General features: G+C 52.6%; 17 protein-coding genes and 5 tRNA genes. 9 read left to right on the forward strand and 13 right to left on the reverse strand.

From position 1 onward, the window contains the following. Nucleotides 1–94: 94 nt before the first annotated feature. The 3 genes from aztD to SFC07_RS06110 all read left to right on the forward strand — a co-directional run bounded on the left by aztD (nt 95) and on the right by SFC07_RS06110 (nt 3,640). The gene (aztD, locus tag SFC07_RS06100; protein WP_411207341.1) at nt 95–1,327 is read left to right on the forward strand and encodes a zinc metallochaperone AztD; all 1,233 of its coding nucleotides are present in this window, start codon (nt 95–97) and stop codon (nt 1,325–1,327) included. Between the two features lie 36 nt (nt 1,328–1,363). Next, the gene (locus tag SFC07_RS06105; RefSeq protein WP_411207342.1) at nt 1,364–1,705 is read left to right on the forward strand and encodes a hypothetical protein; all 342 of its coding nucleotides are present in this window, start codon (nt 1,364–1,366) and stop codon (nt 1,703–1,705) included. A gap of 225 nt (nt 1,706–1,930) precedes the next feature. Next, nucleotides 1,931–3,640, forward strand: a complete 1,710-nt coding sequence (locus SFC07_RS06110; protein WP_411207343.1) for an ATP-binding protein — start codon at nt 1,931–1,933, stop codon at nt 3,638–3,640. Between the two features lie 37 nt (nt 3,641–3,677). Here SFC07_RS06110 and SFC07_RS06115 read toward each other — a convergent pair. From SFC07_RS06115 to gyrA, 7 genes are all read right to left on the reverse strand, one after another. Further along, nucleotides 3,678–3,750: transfer RNA gene (locus SFC07_RS06115), tRNA-Ala, on the reverse strand. A 377-nt stretch (nt 3,751–4,127) separates the two neighbouring features. After that, a tRNA-Ala gene (locus tag SFC07_RS06120) sits at nt 4,128–4,200 on the reverse strand. Nucleotides 4,201–4,208: 8 nt separating this feature from the next. Further along, nucleotides 4,209–4,285: transfer RNA gene (locus SFC07_RS06125), tRNA-Ile, on the reverse strand. Between the two features lie 132 nt (nt 4,286–4,417). Further along, nucleotides 4,418–4,490 (reverse strand) — tRNA-Ala (locus SFC07_RS06130). Between the two features lie 8 nt (nt 4,491–4,498). Further along, a tRNA-Ile gene (locus SFC07_RS06135) sits at nt 4,499–4,575 on the reverse strand. Nucleotides 4,576–4,687: 112 nt separating this feature from the next. Beyond that, entirely contained in the window at nt 4,688–5,032 is a 345-nt protein-coding gene (locus SFC07_RS06140; protein WP_411207344.1) for a DUF3566 domain-containing protein, read from the reverse strand. 3 nt (nt 5,033–5,035) lie between these two features. Beyond that, a complete protein-coding gene (gene gyrA, locus SFC07_RS06145; protein ID WP_411207345.1) occupies nt 5,036–7,609 on the reverse strand; it encodes a DNA gyrase subunit A in 2,574 nt (857 codons plus the stop codon). A 101-nt stretch (nt 7,610–7,710) separates the two neighbouring features. Here gyrA and SFC07_RS06150 point away from each other — a divergent pair, with 101 nt between their 5' ends. The 5 genes from SFC07_RS06150 (at nt 7,711) to SFC07_RS06170 (ending at nt 10,627) form a co-directional block, all read left to right on the forward strand. Then, nucleotides 7,711–7,920, forward strand: coding sequence for a CopG family transcriptional regulator (locus SFC07_RS06150; protein WP_411207346.1), 210 nt, complete (start codon nt 7,711–7,713; stop codon nt 7,918–7,920). After that, nucleotides 7,917–8,180, forward strand: coding sequence for a TetR family transcriptional regulator (locus tag SFC07_RS06155; protein ID WP_411207347.1), 264 nt, complete (start codon nt 7,917–7,919; stop codon nt 8,178–8,180). The genes SFC07_RS06150 and SFC07_RS06155 overlap by 4 nt, the downstream gene beginning before the upstream one ends. Before the next feature lie 90 nt (nt 8,181–8,270). Then, nucleotides 8,271–9,359 carry an ROK family protein gene (locus tag SFC07_RS06160; protein ID WP_411207348.1) on the forward strand — a complete coding sequence of 363 codons (1,089 nt, stop codon included), beginning with the start codon at nt 8,271–8,273 and terminating at the stop codon, nt 9,357–9,359. 158 nt (nt 9,360–9,517) lie between these two features. Next, a complete protein-coding gene (locus tag SFC07_RS06165; protein ID WP_411207349.1) occupies nt 9,518–9,958 on the forward strand; it encodes a DUF6918 family protein in 441 nt (146 codons plus the stop codon). 63 nt (nt 9,959–10,021) lie between these two features. Continuing rightward, entirely contained in the window at nt 10,022–10,627 is a 606-nt protein-coding gene (locus SFC07_RS06170; RefSeq protein WP_411207482.1) for a YczE/YyaS/YitT family protein, read from the forward strand. A gap of 6 nt (nt 10,628–10,633) precedes the next feature. Here the strand turns inward: SFC07_RS06170 and SFC07_RS06175 are convergent, their stop codons facing one another. The 6 genes from SFC07_RS06175 to dnaA all read right to left on the reverse strand — a co-directional run bounded on the left by SFC07_RS06175 (nt 10,634) and on the right by dnaA (nt 19,410). Beyond that, entirely contained in the window at nt 10,634–11,503 is an 870-nt protein-coding gene (locus SFC07_RS06175) for an alpha/beta fold hydrolase (RefSeq protein ID WP_411207350.1), read from the reverse strand. A 421-nt stretch (nt 11,504–11,924) separates the two neighbouring features. Further along, the gene (gene gyrB, locus SFC07_RS06180) at nt 11,925–13,979 is read right to left on the reverse strand and encodes a DNA topoisomerase (ATP-hydrolyzing) subunit B (RefSeq protein ID WP_411207351.1); all 2,055 of its coding nucleotides are present in this window, start codon (nt 13,977–13,979) and stop codon (nt 11,925–11,927) included. 132 nt (nt 13,980–14,111) lie between these two features. Further along, on the reverse strand, nt 14,112–14,657 hold the full coding sequence (locus SFC07_RS06185) for a DciA family protein (protein ID WP_411207352.1): 546 nt from the start codon (nt 14,655–14,657) through the stop codon (nt 14,112–14,114). Continuing rightward, on the reverse strand, nt 14,654–15,835 hold the full coding sequence (gene recF / locus SFC07_RS06190) for a DNA replication/repair protein RecF (protein WP_411207353.1): 1,182 nt from the start codon (nt 15,833–15,835) through the stop codon (nt 14,654–14,656). The genes SFC07_RS06185 and recF overlap by 4 nt, the downstream gene beginning before the upstream one ends. Before the next feature lie 110 nt (nt 15,836–15,945). Beyond that, complete coding sequence (dnaN, locus tag SFC07_RS06195) at nt 15,946–17,130, reverse strand: DNA polymerase III subunit beta (protein ID WP_411207354.1); 1,185 nt, start codon at nt 17,128–17,130, stop codon at nt 15,946–15,948. 693 nt (nt 17,131–17,823) lie between these two features. After that, nucleotides 17,824–19,410, reverse strand: coding sequence for a chromosomal replication initiator protein DnaA (gene dnaA, locus SFC07_RS06200; RefSeq protein WP_411207355.1), 1,587 nt, complete (start codon nt 19,408–19,410; stop codon nt 17,824–17,826). A 457-nt stretch (nt 19,411–19,867) separates the two neighbouring features. Here dnaA and SFC07_RS06205 point away from each other — a divergent pair, with 457 nt between their 5' ends. Then, nucleotides 19,868–20,035, forward strand: a complete 168-nt coding sequence (locus SFC07_RS06205; RefSeq protein ID WP_411207356.1) for a hypothetical protein — start codon at nt 19,868–19,870, stop codon at nt 20,033–20,035. Nucleotides 20,036–20,108: the final 73 nt, after the last annotated feature.

Here is a 20,108-nt window from a genome sequence, read left to right on the forward strand (position 1 = left end):
AGAATGTCATTAGTAGACTAAGCTCCCTTTTGGGTTATTGAAATAAGTTTTCAATAACTGGCCCTTTGCCCCGACCCATCCACAGGAGAAGAACATGAAGCCTTCCCCCAAGTTGCTGGCTCTCGCCGCAACGACGTCCATTCTGCTTGCTGGCTGCAGCTCTCAACAGGCTGAAACTGCCAGCACCGCATCGTCGACAAGCACCACCGTGGCGGCCGCAGAGGCCGACTCCCCGCAGGCGCGGCTGGTGACCACCTACGATGGCGGCATTCTTACCCTTGACGCCACCACCTTGGAAGTCCTGGGGAATACCCAGTTGGATGGCTTTAATCGGCTAAATCCTGCCGGCGATGGCCGCCATGTTTTTGTATCAACTGCTGCCGGGTTCCAGGTTTTTGACCCGGGCGCGTGGACGGAGGCGCATGGCGATCACACCCACAGCTACACGGCGTCTCCGGAACTTACCGACACGGTTTATGACACCCAAAAGCCTGGTCACGTGGTGAGGCACGCGGAAAAAACCGTGCTCTTTGGTGATGGCGACGGCAAAATTCAGATCTTTGACTCCGCCGACCTGCTCTCTGGAAAAACTATCGCACCAGAGGTGAAAAAGACCCTCGAACCGCACCATGGCGTGGCCTTGGCCTTGGAAAATGGCGATTTGCTGCACACCTTGGGTAACTCAGATTCTCGCAATGGAGCGATTGTTTTTGATAGCGCTGGCAAGGAAGTTGTGCGCAATGAGCAATGCCCCGGAGTTCATGGTGAGGCCGCGGCTGCCAATGACGTCATTGCGCTGGGCTGTGAGGACGGTGTCCTGATTTATAAGAATGGGCAGTTTACTAAGGTGCAAGCTCCTGACGCTTATGGGCGCATCGGTAATCAGGCTGGCAGCGAGATGTCGCCAGTGATTCTCGGCGACTACAAGGTGGATAAGGACGCCAAGTTGGAGCGCCCGGAGCGGATTTCACTAACCAATACCGAAACCGGCGAGCTGAAGCTTGTTGACCTAGGCACTTCTTACTCTTTCCGTTCCCTCGGACGCGGTCCCGCCGGCGAGGCAGTAGTGCTGGGAACCGATGGTCAGCTGCATATTATCGACCAAAACACCGGCAACGTCCTGCATACCTACCCCGTTGTCGCGCCGTGGATGGAGCCCGAAAAGTGGCAGGAACCGCGTCCCACTCTCTTCATTCAGGAAAATCACGCCTACGTTTCCGAGCCCGCCAGCAATACACTCCACGTTGTTGACCTGGGCACAGGCAAGGTGCTCACCTCCGCAGAGCTGCCCGCCGCCCCCAATGAGCTCACTGGCGTGAGCGGCTAAAACGCTTTTCGACGTGGCTATGGAAGAATTCCTTAAATGACAAATCCTTTAGCTCATGCCCGCTCTCAGGCTCTTGAAGTGCGCAAGCTCTATGAGATCCTCGAAGAGCGCTTTAATGGCAAAACCTGGTCTATGCACGAACTTCAAATCGGCTTTGCCAACGACGTCGGATACATCGGTCGACTCCTCCTCGCCGAAGAAGGCACTTGGAATATCGATGGCGATGCCCGCGCCGAGCTCGAACACAAACTCTCCGAAACCTTATGGTGGGTTTTTGTCCTTGCCGACAAACTCAATATCGACATGACCACTGCTTATCCCCAAACCATGGATAAGATCAAGGCTGCCTTGGAAGAGACTATCTCCAAGACTGCTTGATGGCTTGGACTTGGAGCTTGGGGCGCGAAAAACCTCCTTGGAAGATTTTCCAAGGAGGTTTTTCGTCTGAGCATTCCGTCTCACACCCAGGCTTTCACTCTGCTCAGTGTAGAAACTGACGCCCTCAGTGTAGAAACTGACGCCCTCAGTGTAGAAACTGACGCCCTCAGTGAACTACACTGAGGGGTGATACCCAACTTCTAAAAGCGTAAGGCTACCAACAGTATGGAACCATCAGTTTTAGAAAGTCACCTAGAACGCCTCAGGAAGAATGGTAAAGATGACGAACTTGTAGAAGTTAAATCTTGGGGCAAAGTTCCATCAGGTGGAAAAGCGAAAAGTGTCTGGGAATCCATTAGTGCATTTGCTAATACAAATGGTGGATTCATCATCTTGGGATTGAGTGAACCAGATTTCAAGCCTGTGGAAGGATTTGACCCCCACGCAAGTATTCAAGTCATTCGCGCAGGATTAAATCCTCAAGACCGTGATGCTCAAAAAGTTGAACCGATACCTCGCCATGAAATCGAAGTCATGAGTGTAGATGGCGCAGACGTGGTAGTAATTACTATTTCACCTCTTGAGGTGAATGGGCCATGCTATTACCGTCCTACTGACATCAAAAATGGCAGTTTCAAGCGAGTTGGCGATGAAGACCAAAAGCTAAATCACCTTGAAATCTATGAATTACAAAACCGATTTACACGGACTAAAACCGATAGAATTCCCGTTCCAGACTCAAGTACATCGGATCTTGACGAAACCCTTGTAGAAAAATTTCGACATCGCTTAATCAACCTCGGTAGCCGTGCAATAAGTCCTGATGGCGATTGGCTAAAGCGTAAAAATATTACTTCCTCAAATGGAGAACTCACCCTAGCTGGGGTCCTAGCACTCGGTAAATATCCACAAGAATTTTTTCCACGAATCTTAATTGACGTAGCAGTACACCCAGGTCTTCACAAATCTCCGATTGGTACATTAACGCGCTTTGAAGACCGCCAAATCTGCGAAGGAAATATTCTAAGCATGGTCCAAGAAGCCATGTCAGCAATCAAGAGAAATCTTCGTGTTCGTCGAATTGTTGAAGGTCTCAGTGGAAGAGATGTCTTAGAAATCCCGGAAGAAGTACTAAGAGAAGCACTCGCAAATGCAGTTCTTCACCGCGATTATTCTGAATTAGCTCAAAATGAAGCCATTTACGTCGATATCTACAAAGACCGTATTGAAATTATTAGCCCAGGTGGACTGCCTAATGGACGACGCCCTGAGTCGATCCAAGATGGCCAAGATGGCTTTTCTGACCCGAGAAACGATGTATTATCGCGAATCCTCATGGATATACCTTGGTCAGATGAAACTCCAGGAGTCCTTGCTGAAAACAATGGTTCGGGCATCCCCAGAATGTTCAACTTGATGCGCGAAGCAGGGCTACCTGTACCTGAATACAAAGTCGATATCGCTAGCGTGACCGTCAAGCTCAGTCGCTATGGCCTTCTTGATCCTCAAACAAATGCATGGCTCGTCGAGCTACTTGGTCCTGGTTTTTCCACTCCTCAAGGAATCGCACTTCTACTGACCAAAGAACTCGGAACTGTAACACCTCGAGATCTTCGTACACAAACTGGCCACGACTCAGAAGACATGCGTGCCATGCTTGAAGATTTAGTGGATAAAGAGATTTTGCACCGTAGCTCACAAGACCACTATCAACTCCTTCAGTCCGGCATAAAGCCGTCATCAAGCGAACAGGAAGTCTTAGAAGCCATTAATACTTCAGTTCCAGTGTCAATCCATGAAATCTCATCAACAACTGGAAAAACTATTGGAACTCTGCGTCCCTTACTCAGAGCTCTCATTGATTCTGGTCTCGTAACGGCTACTGCTCCACCGTCAAGTCGTAACCGCGCCTATTTAAAAGTGGAACATAAATAAAAATCCCGGTTCACCGCGAAGGTGAACCGGGAAACTGTGGAGCATAGGAGAATCGAACTCCTGACATCCTGCTTGCAAAGCAGGTGCTCTACCAACTGAGCTAATGCCCCTTGTTGCTCTTATCATGTTACACCTGCCCACCCATTGAGAAAAAATCGCCTGCCTGGGCCTCATTTTTGCCACTGCCCCGGCGCGAGTGTGCGAGAACCTACAAGCTCATGAGGTATGGAGCCGAATTTGTAGGATCTGGCACAAAAATGGGTGCGATATTGTGCGAGAATCTACAAAACCCCTTGGGGTGCGGAGCGTTTTGTAGGTTTAGGCACAAAGGGTGAATAAAACCCTTTTTAGCCCTCAAAAGTGCAAGATCTGTATGCCATCCTAAGCGGTCGAAAAGGCTTTGGGAAGGGTAAAGGCCATTGGAGAATTTCAAGGCCTTAAATCGCGAAAATCCCGAACCTTTTTAAGGCCCGGGATTTTCATTTTGTGGAGCATAGGAGAATCGAACTCCTGACATCCTGCTTGCAAAGCAGGTGCTCTACCAACTGAGCTAATGCCCCATTGTTCCTGGTGGGCCTAGCAAGAATCGAACTTGCGACCTCATCGTTATCAGCGATGCGCTCTAACCGACTGAGCTATAGGCCCTAATGGGAACACTGAAAGACTCTACCGACAAGCTAAAGAACTACCAAAACGGCAGCTTAACACCTCTTTTTAAGGGAATGGGAAGCAAAAAAGAACCACTCCCCTGTGCGGAAAGTGGTTCTTTATATTTTGTGGAGCATAGGAGAATCGAACTCCTGACATCCTGCTTGCAAAGCAGGTGCTCTACCAACTGAGCTAATGCCCCATTGTTCCTGGTGGGCCTAGCAAGAATCGAACTTGCGACCTCATCGTTATCAGCGATGCGCTCTAACCGACTGAGCTATAGGCCCCTTGGGAACGAGGTAAGACTTTACCCATTAGTTAACAAACAAACAAATCCCCTGCTTAAAGGCTATTTTCATGGCCTTCAAACAAGGGACAGTTTTAAGCACCTAAGCGGGCTTAATCAACTTCTTCTTGGAGCTGAATGGACAGCCCGCCAAAAAGGTCAACAATTGCGTTGTAAATAATCGCAGACAAAGGAGCCAGAATCGCAATGGTGATTGCAGCGATGGCACCGAGCAGTGCGGAAACGCTAAGGACCAGTCCGAAAGTGATGGTCTGTTCAGCACCAACACCGCCGATGACATTGTTTAGGTTTTGCCACACGCCAGCTGCGTTCAGTCCGAAATAAAGCAAAGACACGCAGATGATCCACGCCACGAGTCCGATGATGGACATGGCCAGTGCCACGCGAAACGCGGCTAGTGGCGAAATTCGGGTGATGGATACTTCTCGGGATGCCAAGGTTTACTCCTCGTCGCTATCGTCAGTGCTTTCTACGGCGCTGTCTACAGTGTTATCTGCAATTGCCTTAGGTGATGGTCGGGAAACCTCACCCTTTGCCACTGCTTCGGCGGTTTCTTCGCCTTCATCTTCGACATTCTTGTCGATAGCGAGCAGCTCGACGCCTTCTTCTAGGTTAACCAATCGCACGCCCATGGTGGCACGAGAAGATGGACGAATCTGGTTAACCTCGGTGCGAATTACGCCGCCGGCAGAGGTAATAGCGAAGATCTCGTCATCTTCCTCTACAGCAAGAGCACCGATGAGGCGTCCGCGCTTCGGGGTGTACTTGAAGGTCACAACGCCTAGACCGCCACGGCCCTGGGTGGAGTAATCCTCAAGTGGGGTGCGCTTGCCATAGCCACCAGAGGTAGCAACGAGCAAGAACTCACCATCGCGAACAACACACATGGACAGCAGCTGATCGTTTTCACGGAAGCGCATGCCCTTAACACCAGCGGTAGCACGGCCCATTGGGCGCAGCTGCTCGTCGTCGGCAGTAAAGCGGATGGATTGGCCGTACTCAGAGACCAACAGTAGGTCATCCTCTTCGCCACACAGTGCTGCGCCGATGAGGCGGTCATCCTCGTTGAGGTTGATGGCGATGAGTCCACCGGAACGGGCGGATTCATAATCCAGCAGGCGGGACTTCTTCACGCGGCCGTGGGCAGTTGCCAAGACCAGGTAAGGAGCGTCCTCGTAGCTTTCGATCTGGATAACCTGGGCGATTTGCTCGCCGGGCTGGAACTCCAGCAGGTTGGCTACGTGCTGGCCACGGGCAGTACGTGAGGTCTCTGGCAACTCATAGGCCTTGAGGCGGTACACGCGGCCATAGTTGGTAAAGAAGAGGATCCAGTCGTGGGTGGAGCTGACAAAGAAGTGACGCACAATGTCGTCTTGCTTCAGCTCGGCGCCACGCACGCCCTTGCCACCGCGCTTTTGGGACTTATAAGCGTCCACCTTGGTGCGCTTGGCATAACCGGTGGAGGTGATGGTGACCACGACGTTTTCGCGGGCAATGAGGTCTTCTTCAGAGACATCGCCGGTAGCGGCAATGATCTTGGAACGACGCTCGTCACCGTACTTGTCCACAATCTCTTTGAGTTCATCGTGGACAATGTTGCGCTGGCGCTGTGGGTTGGCCAGGATGTCCTTGAGGTCAGCGATGGTTTCTTCGAGATCAGCCAATTCCTTGACGATCTTTTCTCGTTCCAGGGCAGCCAGACGGCGCAGCTGCATTTCCAGGATGGCGTCAGCTTGGATCTGATCAACATCCAGCAAGGACATCAATCCGGTACGAGCTTCTTCCACGGTGGGGCTACGGCGGATAAGGGCAATGACCTCATCGAGCATATCCAGGGCCTTAACCAGGCCGCGCAGGATGTGTGCACGCTCTTCAGCCTTGTCCAAGCGGTACTGGGTACGGCGGACGATAACTTCAATCTGGTGTGCCACGTAGTAGCGCAGCATCTGGTCCAGGCGCAGGGTGCGAGGCACGCCATCAACGATGGAGAGCATGTTGGCACCGAAGTTGGTTTGCAGCTGGGAGTGCTTAAACAGGTTGTTAAGCACCACACGAGCAACGGCATCGCGCTTGAGGGTAACCACAATGCGCATGCCCACGCGGTCGGAGGATTCATCTTCAATCTTGGAGATGCCCACGAGCTTGCCATCGCGAACCTGCTCCGCGATGTTGGAGATCAAATTATCTGGGTTGACCTGGAAAGGCAGCTCAGTAATAACGATGACGGTGCGGTTGCCCTCTTCTTCGATGGAGGTCACGCCACGCATGCGGATGGAGCCACGGCCGGTGGTGTAGGCATCGTGAATGCCCTTATCACCAATGATCAGGCCAGCAGTTGGGAAGTCTGGGCCCTTCACAAAGCTCATGCAGGCTTCAAGCGCCTCAGATTCTTCTGCATCTGGGTGTTCCAGAATCCAGAAGATGGCGTCGGCAAGCTCATTGAGGTTGTGTGGCGGGATGTTGGTGGCCATACCAACAGCGATGCCGCCGGAGCCGTTCATCAGCAGGTTGGGAACGCGGGATGGCAGAACATCTGGTTCCAGGGTCTTGCCATCGTAGTTTGGAGAGAAGTTAACGGTGTTTTCGCGGATGTCGCGGACCATTTCCATCGCCAAAGGAGTCATGCGGCACTCGGTATAACGCATTGCTGCGGGACCGTCGTTGCCGCGGGAACCGAAGTTACCCTGGCCGTCTACCAGCGGGTATCGCATGGACCATGGCTGTGCCATACGCACCAAGGTGTCATAAATTGCGGAGTCGCCGTGGGGGTGGAAGTTACCCATGGTGTCTGCCACTGGCTTTGCGGACTTCACATAGCTGCGGTCGGGGCGATAGCCATTGTCATACATTGCATAAAGCACACGGCGGTGAACCGGCTTCATGCCGTCGCGAACCTCAGGGAGGGCGCGACCAACGATGACGGACATGGCGTAGTCGATATAGCTCGACTGCATTTCCTCATTGATATCAATAGGATTAATGCGGTCAAATTGTGCGGTATTGTCGTCGCTCACTGATCACCTTTCTTCGTGTCAACCCACCCGATTTTAGTCCACAGGTCTTTTTAACGCCTTCAACCCCCTCAAAGTGGTATCAAAGCGATACCATTTCCCCTATGGCAATGACTTTAAGGCTTAACGACGCCCAGGACCGCGCACTCACCCTGCTTGCCCGGGCACAAGGCTGCAGCAAACAGGAGGCCACTATTCGCGCCATTATTGCGGCCGCCGGCCGCGCTTTAGAAGACGCTGAGGTCGCCGAACTGGCACGCAATTACGTGGCTGAGTATGCAAGCGTCGAAAAGCGTATTAGGCAAAACCGATGAGGGGTTTAAGTCCGGAACAACTCCTGGTTATCGCCGATGAGGTGGGCGCGGTGCACGGCGTGGTGGTGCGCGATTTTGCGGCGCTGGTGGCGGTATCAGCGGTGAGTACGGCCAGTTTTTATGGTGTTGAAGTGCATGGATCTGCGGAGTCGATGGCTGCCCGTGTCTCGGAACTTATTCGCCTGCTGGAGCCTTTAAGCGGACGCAATGAAACCTTCGCGGCGGTAACTCAGCGCATCCTCCTCACTAGGAATATATAGACCGTACGGTCTAGTAGAAATACATTTGAGCAGTTTAAAGCCATGAATTTTAATAATGACTTTAAAGACCACTCTGTCTAGCATGTGCCTATGCTCACACAGCAAACCAGACCAATTCACATCTGCGCCCCGCAACTGCCGGTGGCCCGCGTATTTCATCAAATTCGCGCAACAGATGCCGACCGCACCTCGCTGCAACACGATCTTGGACTCTCCCAAGCAGGCATCACCAGGCACGTTTCTGCACTTATTGATGCCGGTCTAGTCGAGGAAACCCGTCCCCAAAATGATGACGGCACCCGCTCCGGCCGTCCACGTACCAAGCTGGGCATCGACGGCCGCCACCTCACCGCCTGGGGTGCACATATTGGTGTGCGCAGCACCGAAATTACCGTTTGCGACCTGGCCGGACGTGTGATTAGGCACCAAAAACTCGACCATGATGTCACCAAATTCTCCGCTGAAGAATCTCTGCACATCATCGCTGAGCAGCTGCAAACACTGAGCGCCGGACTTCCGGATCCACGCAATATTGGTTTTGCCTTTTCCGCCCACGTGGCCAATGACGGCACCGTGACCTCCCCCGTTTTCGGCTGGGACCACGTTGATATTCAGCGCCACCTCCCCTTCCCTATTTCGCTGGGCACCGGCGTGGCAGCGATGGCCGGCACTGAGATCATCAATACTCCACTGAATACCGACGCCCATTTTGAGCCCTCTACCTTGTACTTCTATGCGCGCGAGGTGGTTTCCCACGCCTGGATTTTTAACGGCGCCGTGCACCGCCCCAATTCCGGACGTACTCCCCTCGCCTTTGGTAATTCCAATACCCTTAAAGAAGCTTCTCGACGCGGCATTGCTGCCCGTACTTTCGCCGAGCTGGTCAGCCGAGCGCGGACCGAAAAAGTCGCGCGCGACATTCTCAACGAACGCTCGCATAAGCTCGCCGAAGCTGTGATCGCCGCCGTTGATGTGGTCGATCCCGATACGGTGGTTTTTGCTGGTGAGGCCTTCACCTTAGATCCCGAAGGCTTGAAGATTGTGGTAAATCAACTGCGTGCATCCACTGGTAGCCAATTGCGCATTCAACGTGCCGATGCCCATATTCTGCGCACCGCTGCCATTCACGTGGCTTTACATCCAATTAGGCAGGATCCTTTGGCATTTGTTGCAGCATAGTTGTGAAGAAATGTAAGCTTTGTGACTGTTGTGATTACAGAGACTGTTGTGGTTTCAGTTTCTGATGGTGGAAGGATTGCAACGCTGTGTGTATAAAGGTCGGCTCCCATTAGTCCCAAGGGAACACCGACCTTTTGTCATTCCCCTAAGATGATGCCATGACCACTCTTAAAGAACTTCTTGTCTCCGATAACTTCGACAATGCCGTCACTGATATGGCCAGCTTCATCACTAGCACCGTCGAAAAGCAGTCTGGCTTGACCGGTATGGCGCTGAAAGGCGCGCTCGGGGCCGCAACCAAGGTGGACGCCGATATTGTCACTAAGGGCTCACGCCGCCTACTGCCCGAAATGGCCGACTCCCTCGATGGTCTGTGGCAGGAATACACCGCTGGTGGCACCGGCGATTTTGGAGTCTTCCTGGCCACCAATAATCAGCGTGCGTTGGATGCAATTCTGAGCGTTGCCGATCGCAATGCCGAAAACATCAATGTTCCCGGCCTAGCCAAGGTTTATAAGGGCGTGCGCGGCAAGGCTTCCAAGGTTATTACTGAAGAACTTCCTGCAATCGGCGCACTCATCGAGAAAAACGCGCGCTAAGTGTCCAGCTCTAAAAAACCGCTCGACCCAGCGCAGCGCTTCAACCTACCAACCCGGTGGGCAATGTTTTTTCTTGGCATTTACCTCATGTCCTATGCCATTGCCATTACCGTCCACGTGGGACTGGGCACCACCACGATTTCTGCCATTCCGGTGGTGTGGTCGGCTGCGGGCACGCTTTCTGTGGGTACTACCACCATTTTATTTAATGTCATTTTGATCATTGGCCAGATGGTGGTGCTGCGCAAAGATTTCAAAGCAAGCATGCTGGTGCAGATCCTCTGGGCTTTCCTTTTTGGCTTCCTTTGCGATCTCAACCTCTTAATCACCGGCTGGGCCGACACCGACAACTATGCTCTGTCCTGGGTTTTAGTGATTTTCTCGATAATGTTGATGTCACTGGGAATCTTTATCCAAGTACTCCCCGACATCACCTATATCGCCGGCGAAGGTTTTGTTAATTCCTTGGTGCGCAAATTCCCCTCCATGCAATTTGGCACCATGAAACAAATTGTCGACTGGACCCTCGTGATCACCGCCGGAATCATTTCATTCATCACCATGGGAGCGCTGGTAGGCGTGCGCGAAGGAACCATTTTCGCTGCCTTCTTCATCGGCTTTTTTGTAAAGCAGTGGCGCAAGCTCTACCTTCGCTCCATTGGGCACTAGCTCTTTTTAGGAATGGCTGAAGAGCTCAACCACAGCCGCTGGCTCCCGAGCCCACCGGTTGTGACCCAGCTCCCCTGGCACAATTAACTTGGTGAGGGGTGCATTGGGCAAAAAGCTCGCAAGCGCATCGATGGAGGCTTCTGGGCATTCTTCATCATTGGCACTTCTTCCAAAAGTCAGCGGAATGCTGACTTTTTTCATTTCCTGCACATAGTTAATGTCTTGGCCGGTGAGCCCGTCGAGTGAATTTTTGCGATTAAAGCGGCGCCACTCTTTCATATGGGTTCCAGATTGCCTGCCATAACCCACAAAATCCTTGCCGAGCACCTTGCCTGGCCAAAATCCCAAAAGATGGCCGCCAACGCCGCCCAAGAGCACTGCTCCCATTCCAAGGCGCCTGCGCTCTTTGTCTCCAAAGGCTTCTGACCAGGGAGAACCGGCTCCCACGCCGAAGATCCCCTGCAAGTTGTATTTTTCCGCTTCGGGGCGAGCTGCAAAAAGACAGGAAATCTGCCCGCCCATGGAGTGCGAAAGAAAACGCATGGGGTGATCAGTTGCCAAGTTCAGGGATTCTTTGGCGGCAGCAATTTGTAATGGGAAATCCACCGCAGCTAAATCATGGTATCCCCACTGGTTTGTCCTCGAGGCACGCGCGGAACTTTGACCCTGACCTCGAAGTTCTCCAATGGCAACGTGGAACCCTGCTTGGGTTAGCGCGGAGGCGAGGGGTCGATAATAATAGCCGCCCATTCCAAAGCCAGGCCACACCATGACAAGAGTTGCTTGTGGATCAGCAGCTTGCCAAATTTGTACGGGTGTTGAAGATCCATCTGGCATTAAAACATGGGCAGTTGTGGTGGGTTCAGTAGCTTTCACCACTCCCAGGGTATTCAATTCCCCCAAAAATGCAGAGCCAATTTAAGCGTTCCATATTAGCGAAATGAGTATTACCCTTATGAGCATTCTTTAAGTCGCTTAACGCCTCTGAATGCCTAGTGTTTTGGGGCTCTTTAGGAGTTTTATTCATCACCTGTGCCTGAGCCTACAAAAATGTGCGCGGGTGTCAGTTTTTGTAGGCTCAGGCACAAATGAGCACCGATTTTTGTGCCAGAACCTACAAACTCGAGCCCTTGCACCCAAAACTTGTAGGTTCTCGCACACTTTTCCCTTCCGGGCGCTTTCGCGACGCCTGCCCAGCCCTAAGAGGGCACCCACAGAACGCAAAACCCGCCGCGGACTCCAAAAGGAAGTCCGTGGCGGGCGTTCAAGCGGGCAATTAGGAAGGAAATCCCAAATTTTAGACGTCCAGGAAGCGGACATCCTTTGCGTTTCGGGTAATGAAGCTACGGCGGGCCACAACATCGTCACCCATGAGGATGGAGAAGAGCTCATCGGCATGCTGTGCGTCATTGAGATCAACGCGACGCAGGATACGAACGCTTGGATCCATCGTGGTTTCCCATAGCTCGTTAGGGTTCATCTCGCCGAGTCCCTTATAACGCTGGATGCCGTCATCCTTGTTGATCTTGCGACCTGCAGCAAGACCTTCTGCAAGCTGCTCATCGCGCTCCTCATCGGAGTAGGCGAAGCCTGGCTCGCCACGCTGCCACTTGAGCTTATAAAGCGGTGGCTGTGCGAGGTAAACGTGGCCTTGAGCAACAAGTTCTGGCATGAAGCGGAAGAGCAGGGTGAGCAGCAAGGTTGCGATGTGCTGACCGTCAACGTCAGCGTCGGCCATCAAGACAATCTTGTGATAACGCAGCTTGTTGATATCAAACTCATCGTGGATGCCGGTGCCCAGCGCCGTGATAATCGCCTGAACTTCGGCATTCTTAAGCACCTTGTCGAGGCGTGCCTTTTCCACATTGAGGATCTTTCCGCGCAGCGGCAAGATGGCCTGGAACATGGAGTCACGGCCGGACTTTGCGGAGCCACCTGCGGAATCGCCCTCCACGATATAGAGTTCGGACTTTTCCGGATCCTTGGAACGGCAATCGGCAAGCTTGCCTGGAAGGCCTCCAAGATCGGTGGCGGACTTGCGTCGTACCAGGTCACGGGCCTTACGAGCAGCCATACGGGCCTGCGCGGAACCAACGGCCTTGTTGATAATGACCTTAGCTTCAGCAGGGTTGGCTTCCAGCCAGTGGCCCACGTGCTCATTGGTCATACGCTGCACAAAGGACTTGATTTCGGTGTTGCCCAGCTTGGTCTTGGTCTGGCCCTCGAACTGAGGATCACCAACACGCACCGAGATAATGGCAGAAAGACCTTCACGGCAGTCTTCGCCGGTAAGGTTTGCTTCCTTTTCCTTGAGCAGCTTGTGCTCACGGGCATAGCGGTTCATCAGGGAGGTCAGCGCAGAGCGGAAACCTTCCTCATGGGTGCCACCCTCGTGGGTGTTAATGGTGTTGGCGAAGGTATGCACGGATTCCTTGTAGGAGGAGTTCCACTGCATAGCAATCTCTACCTCGTGGTCATCGCCCTTGGCATCAAAAGCCACGATGGAAGGGTGAATGACAGTTTTGCTGCGGTTGAGGTAGTTGACATAATCCTCAAGCCCATTGGGGTAGTGGAAGACTTTTTTCTTCTCCCGCTTTTTGGGCTTCTTGGGAGCGTCACCAGCGTCTTCGACAAGTTCGGTCTCATTGTCGATTTCATCTAGGGAGAGCTCGGCAGCGGTTTCACCCTGCTCAGCGATAGCTTCCAACTCAAGCTCTTGGTCGCTGGCGCGGTTATCGGTCAAGGTGATGGTCAGACCCTTGTTAAGGAATGCCATCTCCTGCAGACGTCGAGAAATGGTGTCGAAATCAAACTCGGTGGTTTCGAAAATCTCAGCATCTGGCCAAAAACGGATGGTGGTACCGGTTCCGCGAGCGTTGCCACCCTCGATGAGTTCATCGGGAACAGAGTTCACAAATTTTTGGTACCAGTGCTTGCCGTGCAGCTTAATATCAGCTTCGACACGGGTGGATAGGGCGTTCACCACGGAGATACCAACGCCGTGCAGACCACCGGATACCGCGTAGGAATCGGAGTCAAACTTACCGCCGGCGTGCAGCTGGGTCATCACGACCTGCACCGTTGGCGCACCTGATGGGTGCATATCGACGGGGATGCCACGGCCGTCGTCGATGACTTGGACGCCACCGTCTTCGAGCAGGGTGACATCGACCTTGGTGGCATAGCCAGCCATGGCCTCATCCACCGAGTTATCAACGACCTCCCAAATTAGGTGGTGCAGGCCGCGTGGTCCCGTGGAACCGATATACATGCCCGGGCGTTTACGAACCGCCTCAAGACCTTCAAGGATGGTGATCGATGAAGCGTCATAATTGTGTTCAGTGTTTGCCACTTTTAACGAACACTCCTCGCTACTTATCCGATACAGACCTTTTCATCTTACACGCTTAGGTCCCCCCACGGTGGCATCGATAACCCGTGAAACGCCAAAATAGGCCCGTTTTTGGCGATTTTGCCTAGGAAATTAGCCGTATGTGTCGCGCGGACCGCGTCCTTTTACATGTAAAGGACCTTTGCGCCAGCTGGGTGCTTGGGGGCCAAAAATCCGCAGCTCCACAATCAGGTTAGGGCCCACTTTTTCGGCGATGACCTGCAAAATCTGCTTTTGCATAAGGCGCAAATTGGTAGCCCAAGCAGTGGAATCACAGGTGATAAAAAGCTTCTTATCCTTGATCATTTCCACCCGCGTATGCTGCGCAATCTTCGGTCCGACCAGCTCAGGCCAATTTGTTGTAACCCAGCCACCCGCGATCTCTTTTGCCCAGCCCCGGTTCTGAATTTCCTTGTTGAGAATGGATCCCAAAGATTCAGCATTGCGCTCATAACGCTTGTAGCGACCATCAAGGCCGGTGGGCCGGCCCTTTTTGTGCTTTTCGACGCCACCCTGTTTGCTACGGCGCGCAGGGGTTCGTCGAAAAGCATCTTTTTGATAGAGATTAGGCACCTGACCATTGCGTTTTTGGGCCTCTTGGCGGATGCGCTCAAATGCTTGATCGATGGGGTCGGTCATGGTGCGTCCAAAAGTGAGATGCGGCCGGCGTCGGTATCGGCCACGGAGACGGTATGTTGTGCGGAAATGACATTTTTGAGGTTTTCGGGAAGGTCCTCGTCAACGGCGGCTGTGATGATGACCTGCTCGGCATCTTGGGCGATGCCCACTAGTTTTTCGCGGCGGCCGGCGTCGAGTTCGGAGAAAACATCGTCGAGGATCAGGATCGGGTCGGTGCCATCAGAGCGCAGCAAATTAAACTCCGCAATCCGTAAAGACAGCGCAAAAGACCAGGTCTCGCCGTGGCTGGCAAAGCCCTTGGCAGGTTGATCACCCAGCAATAACTCCAGGTCATCGCGGTGTGGACCGACCAGGCTCGAGCCACGTTCGATCTCGCGCTGGCGTTTGGCAGCCAGTTCTGTCAGCAGGGTGGCCTCAATATCGCCAGCATCAAATTCCGAAAATTGTGCCAGCGCCTGATCGATGGTGGTTTTGTAATTTACCTGCGCCGGCCGCGATTCTGGGGCAATGGTGGCATAGGCCTCGTGGATTTTGGGGCCGAGTTCCTCAAGTAGTGCAAAACGGGCAGCCATCACCTGCGCACCCAGCTGCGCGAGTTGACTATCCCAGGTATCGAGCGTGCTTAGGGCTGCTGCACCTTCATCGGTGCCATAGCCGCGTCGCAAAGCGATAGTTGCGGTCTTGAGCAGGGCGTTTCTTTGTTTAAGCACCTTGTCATAATCGGCCTTGACCGCTCCCATGCGCGGTTTGCGGGTGGCAATAATGTCATCTAAGTAGCGGCGGCGCTCAGCTGGTTCCCCGCGGACCAGGGCGAGATCTTCCGGTGCAAATAACACAGTTTTGATCACGCCGAGCAGCTCGCGTGGGGATTTCACCTTGGTGCGATTGAGTTGGCCTTGATTGCCAGCATGGGGCTTAATCAGCAGATGAGCTGCGAGTTCGCGGCCTTGATTTACCGCAATGGCGGAAATCCTGGCATTTGTGGCATTCGCGCGGACCAGGGGCGCATCTTGGGAGACGCGATGTGAAGAAAGGTGAGCTAAATAGCCAATGGCCTCGACAATATTGGTTTTTCCAAAACCATTGCGGCCGATGAACATGGTAATTCCAGGTTCGAGGTCAACTTTGAGCTCTGGCCATGAACGGTAATCACGTAATTCCAAAAAACGGATGTACATGAATCATGGCCTCCTTAGAAGATCTGGTGCTGCAAGTGCGCCTGCCCTGAAGTTGATTGTTGGTGCCAAGGCAGGCGCGGTCTTAATTGTGTTTTAGCAGGTGAAGGGCTCTAGCCGGGTAGACGAACCGGCATGAGCAGGTAGGTGAAATAGGTTTCCGGAGTCTGGAAAACGCCACGCTCATCAGCCGCGGGGAATTCCTCTGGCTCAGGAATCATAATCGCAGGGCGGGAAGGCTCGGTGAAGCCAAATACTGCACGCGGGGTGGGAACTACAGAAAGTCCGTCCTTAAGGTAGCCCGGGTTGAAGGCGATGGTGAGATCCTTGCCCACAAAAGCACAAGGCAGGGTTTCTTCAGCGTGTCCAGCATCGGAGCCACCAGCGGAAAGGATTACCTGGCCTTCGCTGAATTGCAGGATGACCTGGGCGTTTCGGTCTGCTACGAGAGATACACGGCGAATGGCATCCAGCAGCGGAGAAATCTCTACTGAAGCCATGGCGGTGTGCTCTTTGGGCAGCAATGGCGCGATATTGGGGAAGTCCGCGTCGAGCAAACGAGTGGTGGTTTCCCGGTTATCGGTGTGAATGCCAAAAAGTCCTTCGCGGCCAACCTGCTCGCCGGTACCAACTGCAATGTCGATGGGATCATTGATGCCGGTATCCAGGGAACGTGCGTTCTCCAGCAGGGTCTTTGCGGGGATCAGCAGCTTAGCGTTGAGCTCGGAGTCATTGGAATCCCACTCGAAGGTACGCAGTGCCAAGCGGAAACGGTCGGTTGCAGCAAGATTGATGTGATTTCCGGTGATTTCCATGTTTACGCCGGTGAGCATAGGCAGGGAATCATCCTTGCCGGCAGCTGCGGCAACCTGGGAAACAGCCTCGGTGAAAAGCTTGGCATTAATCGAGCCGGTTGCTTCTGGAAGCTTTGGCAAAGAAGGGTAGTCATCCAGCGGGATGGAAGGCAGCTCGAAGCGCGCAGTACCGCAAGTGACAAGAACCTTGGAGCCATCGATGCGGAAGTCAACGGGCTTATTGGGCAAAGTTCCGGTGATTTCGGAGAGCAGCTTGCCGGCAACGGCGATGCGTCCAGGCTGGGAGACCTCAGCTGAGAGGCGGACACGGGTGGAAACCTCGTAGTCGTAGCCTGCGAGTTCTAGTCCCTCGTCATCGGCCGTGATCAGCATGGCGCGCAGTACCGGCTGAGTCGGTTTGGTGGGCAGGTTTCGAGCAACCCAAGCTACTGCGGTAACTAGGTCCTCCCTGGCCACACGGAAGGACACGTTTTGTGACTCCATGCTGTTTTAAAGCTCCTTGGGAAAGATAGATCAAATTAGTTCAAGGTTTAACTAAATCCAGATTTTCACTGATAGGTCAAACTTCATGATCGAAGCGGTGGCCCAAAGGGTTAATCCTCTGAATTACACAAACCCAACCTACCCGGGAACTCGGTAGTTCAGGAATTTGTAAATCTCTTTGATCCAGTTGTTGCTCAATGAGCACCACCTGAATTTTTGTCATTTCTCGATGTTCTCCCCAACCCCTCTTTCTTTTAAATAACTTTTAGTAAGAAGATTGGTAGTAACAGTAAGTCCTGTTCAAACTGTGGATAGACCCTCATTAGTCAAGGTAGCCGCCAAATTCTGTGGTGTGAAGTCGCTTGTGAATTGCCTGTGGATAACTTCGGGTCCCTGTGGATGAATTGCGCGGGGTCGAAGTTATGCACATTTTCACCAAATGTATCCCCAGCTTATCCCCAATTTTTAACGGTTTGTGCACAGGGTTCACGAGAGACTTTGGAAGTTTAGAAAGTGACAAAGCTCACGGAATTACAAGTTTGTAATTACAGAGCTGTGACTAAGATTGTGGATAACTTTTTACAGCACTTCCCCACCGGTATAAATGACAAAAAGAGGAACTCCACCGCAGTTTGTGCAGCAGGGTTCCTCTTTTGTAATTACGCAGATGCTCAAAAGCACCTGCACTCGGGCTTAGTTACGCCCGCGCGACTTAATCAGCTGGGTGAGCTGCTGAATTTCATCATAAGTATCGCGCTTTTCTGTCATTTCCTGACGGATTTTACGATCGGCATACATCACCGTGGTGTGGTCTTTACCGCCAAAAACATCACCAATCTTGGGCAAAGACATATCGGTAAGTTCGCGGCAAAGATACATTGCCAGCTGGCGCGCATGGGCCACGGCACGCGTTTTCCCAGCTCCGCGCAGGGTATCAACGGAAATTTCAAAATATTCCGCGGTGACTTCCATGATCACTGGCGCGGTAATTTCCATATCTTCGGGCTCGGGGAGAATATCGCGCAGCGCCACAATTGCCATTTCTTTGTCAATCGGCTGATTGATCAGGGAAGAATAGGCAGAAACACGAATTAGCGCGCCCTCAAGTTCACGAATGGAAGACTCAAAACGGCTGGCAATGAGCTCGAGCACCTCGCGGTCCACATGGGTGCCGTCGGTTTGCGCCTTCTTCATCAGAATCGCAATACGCGTTTCCAGATCTGGTGGCTGAATATCGGTAATCAAACCACCCTCAAAACGGGTGCGCAGACGATCTTCCAGCGTGGTCAGCTGCTTTGGCGGGCGGTCCGAGGACAGGATAATTTGCTTATCTGCCTGGTGCAATGCGTTAAAAGTGTGGAAAAACTCTTCCTGCGTGCCTTCTTTGCCGGCCAGGAACTGAATATCATCAACCATCAAAATATCGAGGTTGCGATAGCGCCTTTTGAAGGTTTCTTGGCGGTCATCACGCACGGAGTTGATGTAGTCATTGGTGAATTCCTCACTGGAGACATACTTAATCCGCAGGCCAGGCTGCAATTCCTGGGCATAATTTCCGACCGCGTGCAAAAGGTGAGTTTTACCCAAGCCCGAACCACCGGAAATAAATAGGGGGTTAAATGCTTTCGCTGGGCTCTCCGCCACCGCCACCGCAGCCGCATTGGCGAAGCGGTTGAAGGGACCAATCACAAAGCTCTCGAAGGTGTACTTCGGATTGAGTGACACCTCACGATTAGGGTTGTGAGCTGGGGTTTCACGCGGAATACGCTGCGGGGTGGGCGCTTCAAATCCGGGGTCAGCGTGGGTGCGTTCCCACCCATTGCTTTGCGACGCCTCCTGCTGCTGGCCGACCTCGTATTGACCGGGCGCACCGTTGTGGCTGACTTGGCCATGCACCGAATGCTGAATTTCCGGAACCGGCGGCTGTTGTGGTTGCGGTGGCTGATATTTGAATTCCTGCTGCGTGGGAACAGGAGTTTCGGCTGGTTCCTGATCTGGTTCCACACTGACTGCCAAGCTGAAGGAACGTCCCATGCGCAAGGATAAAACCTTGGTCAAGGATTCGCTTAAGTCCTGCTCAATTGCTTGTTTTGCCATGGCATGCGGGGTTGACAACACGGCGTAACCATCCACAATGGCAATTGGTTTAGCCAAATTGAGGTAGGCCCGCTGCGTTGGGGTTAAAGGTGGAATGCCACTATCGGGCTGCTGGCTCAAAGTGGTGAGGTCAGCAACAACTTGCCTCCACGTTTCGAGCAAAGAAGATGAGTTCTGGCTCACTATTTCGGGTATCTCCTTTTGGCGAAACTTGATCTTTTTGACGTCCTCCACAAGGCGCGGAGGTATTAAATTCAGCCGTGCTTTTCTCAGGATGCGACAGCGAGAAAAACTGCTTTCTCGCGCATTGTTATCCACCAGACGTTTCATGGTGTTTCTACAAGTGCTTTCACACCTTGAAACGTCTCTCACCATTGTTTCCACAATGTTGTCCACAGCTGTGGATAACTTTCCTAAATTCGTTTATCCACAGGATAGCCTATACCTTGTGGAATTTATGCATCATTATAAAAATTGCGTCTACCTGCGGTTTTTCAAACTGAACCCTCGAGTTGAAGGTTAGTTCTCGGTGTTATCCACAGGTGGAAGTTTTCACAACCTGTTAATGATGTGTGCTGTTTTTATTGTTACTCCCAGTTCAATCCACATGTCCAACCCTTGTGAATAGTTTTTTGAGGCTGTGGCAGGTTTTGCGGGCGGTGGGCCCGCAGTGGGCGGCGTCGAAAAGCGTTTTGACGGGCAATTTGCCCTCTCACCAGTAGTTAATGCCACCTTTGTAATTATGGGTGCCCCCGTCGAATTGCAATTGCTCGGATTTGTTTTCGCAGGTCAATTTCCCGTAAGCTAAGCCAGTCTGTCGTATCGAATTGGATTAGATTTTTACCCCAAAATTTCTGATCCCAACGAATGCGCTTTGAGAG

This window comes from Corynebacterium callunae, assembly GCF_046592015.1.
Taxonomy (GTDB): domain Bacteria; phylum Actinomycetota; class Actinomycetes; order Mycobacteriales; family Mycobacteriaceae; genus Corynebacterium; species Corynebacterium callunae_A.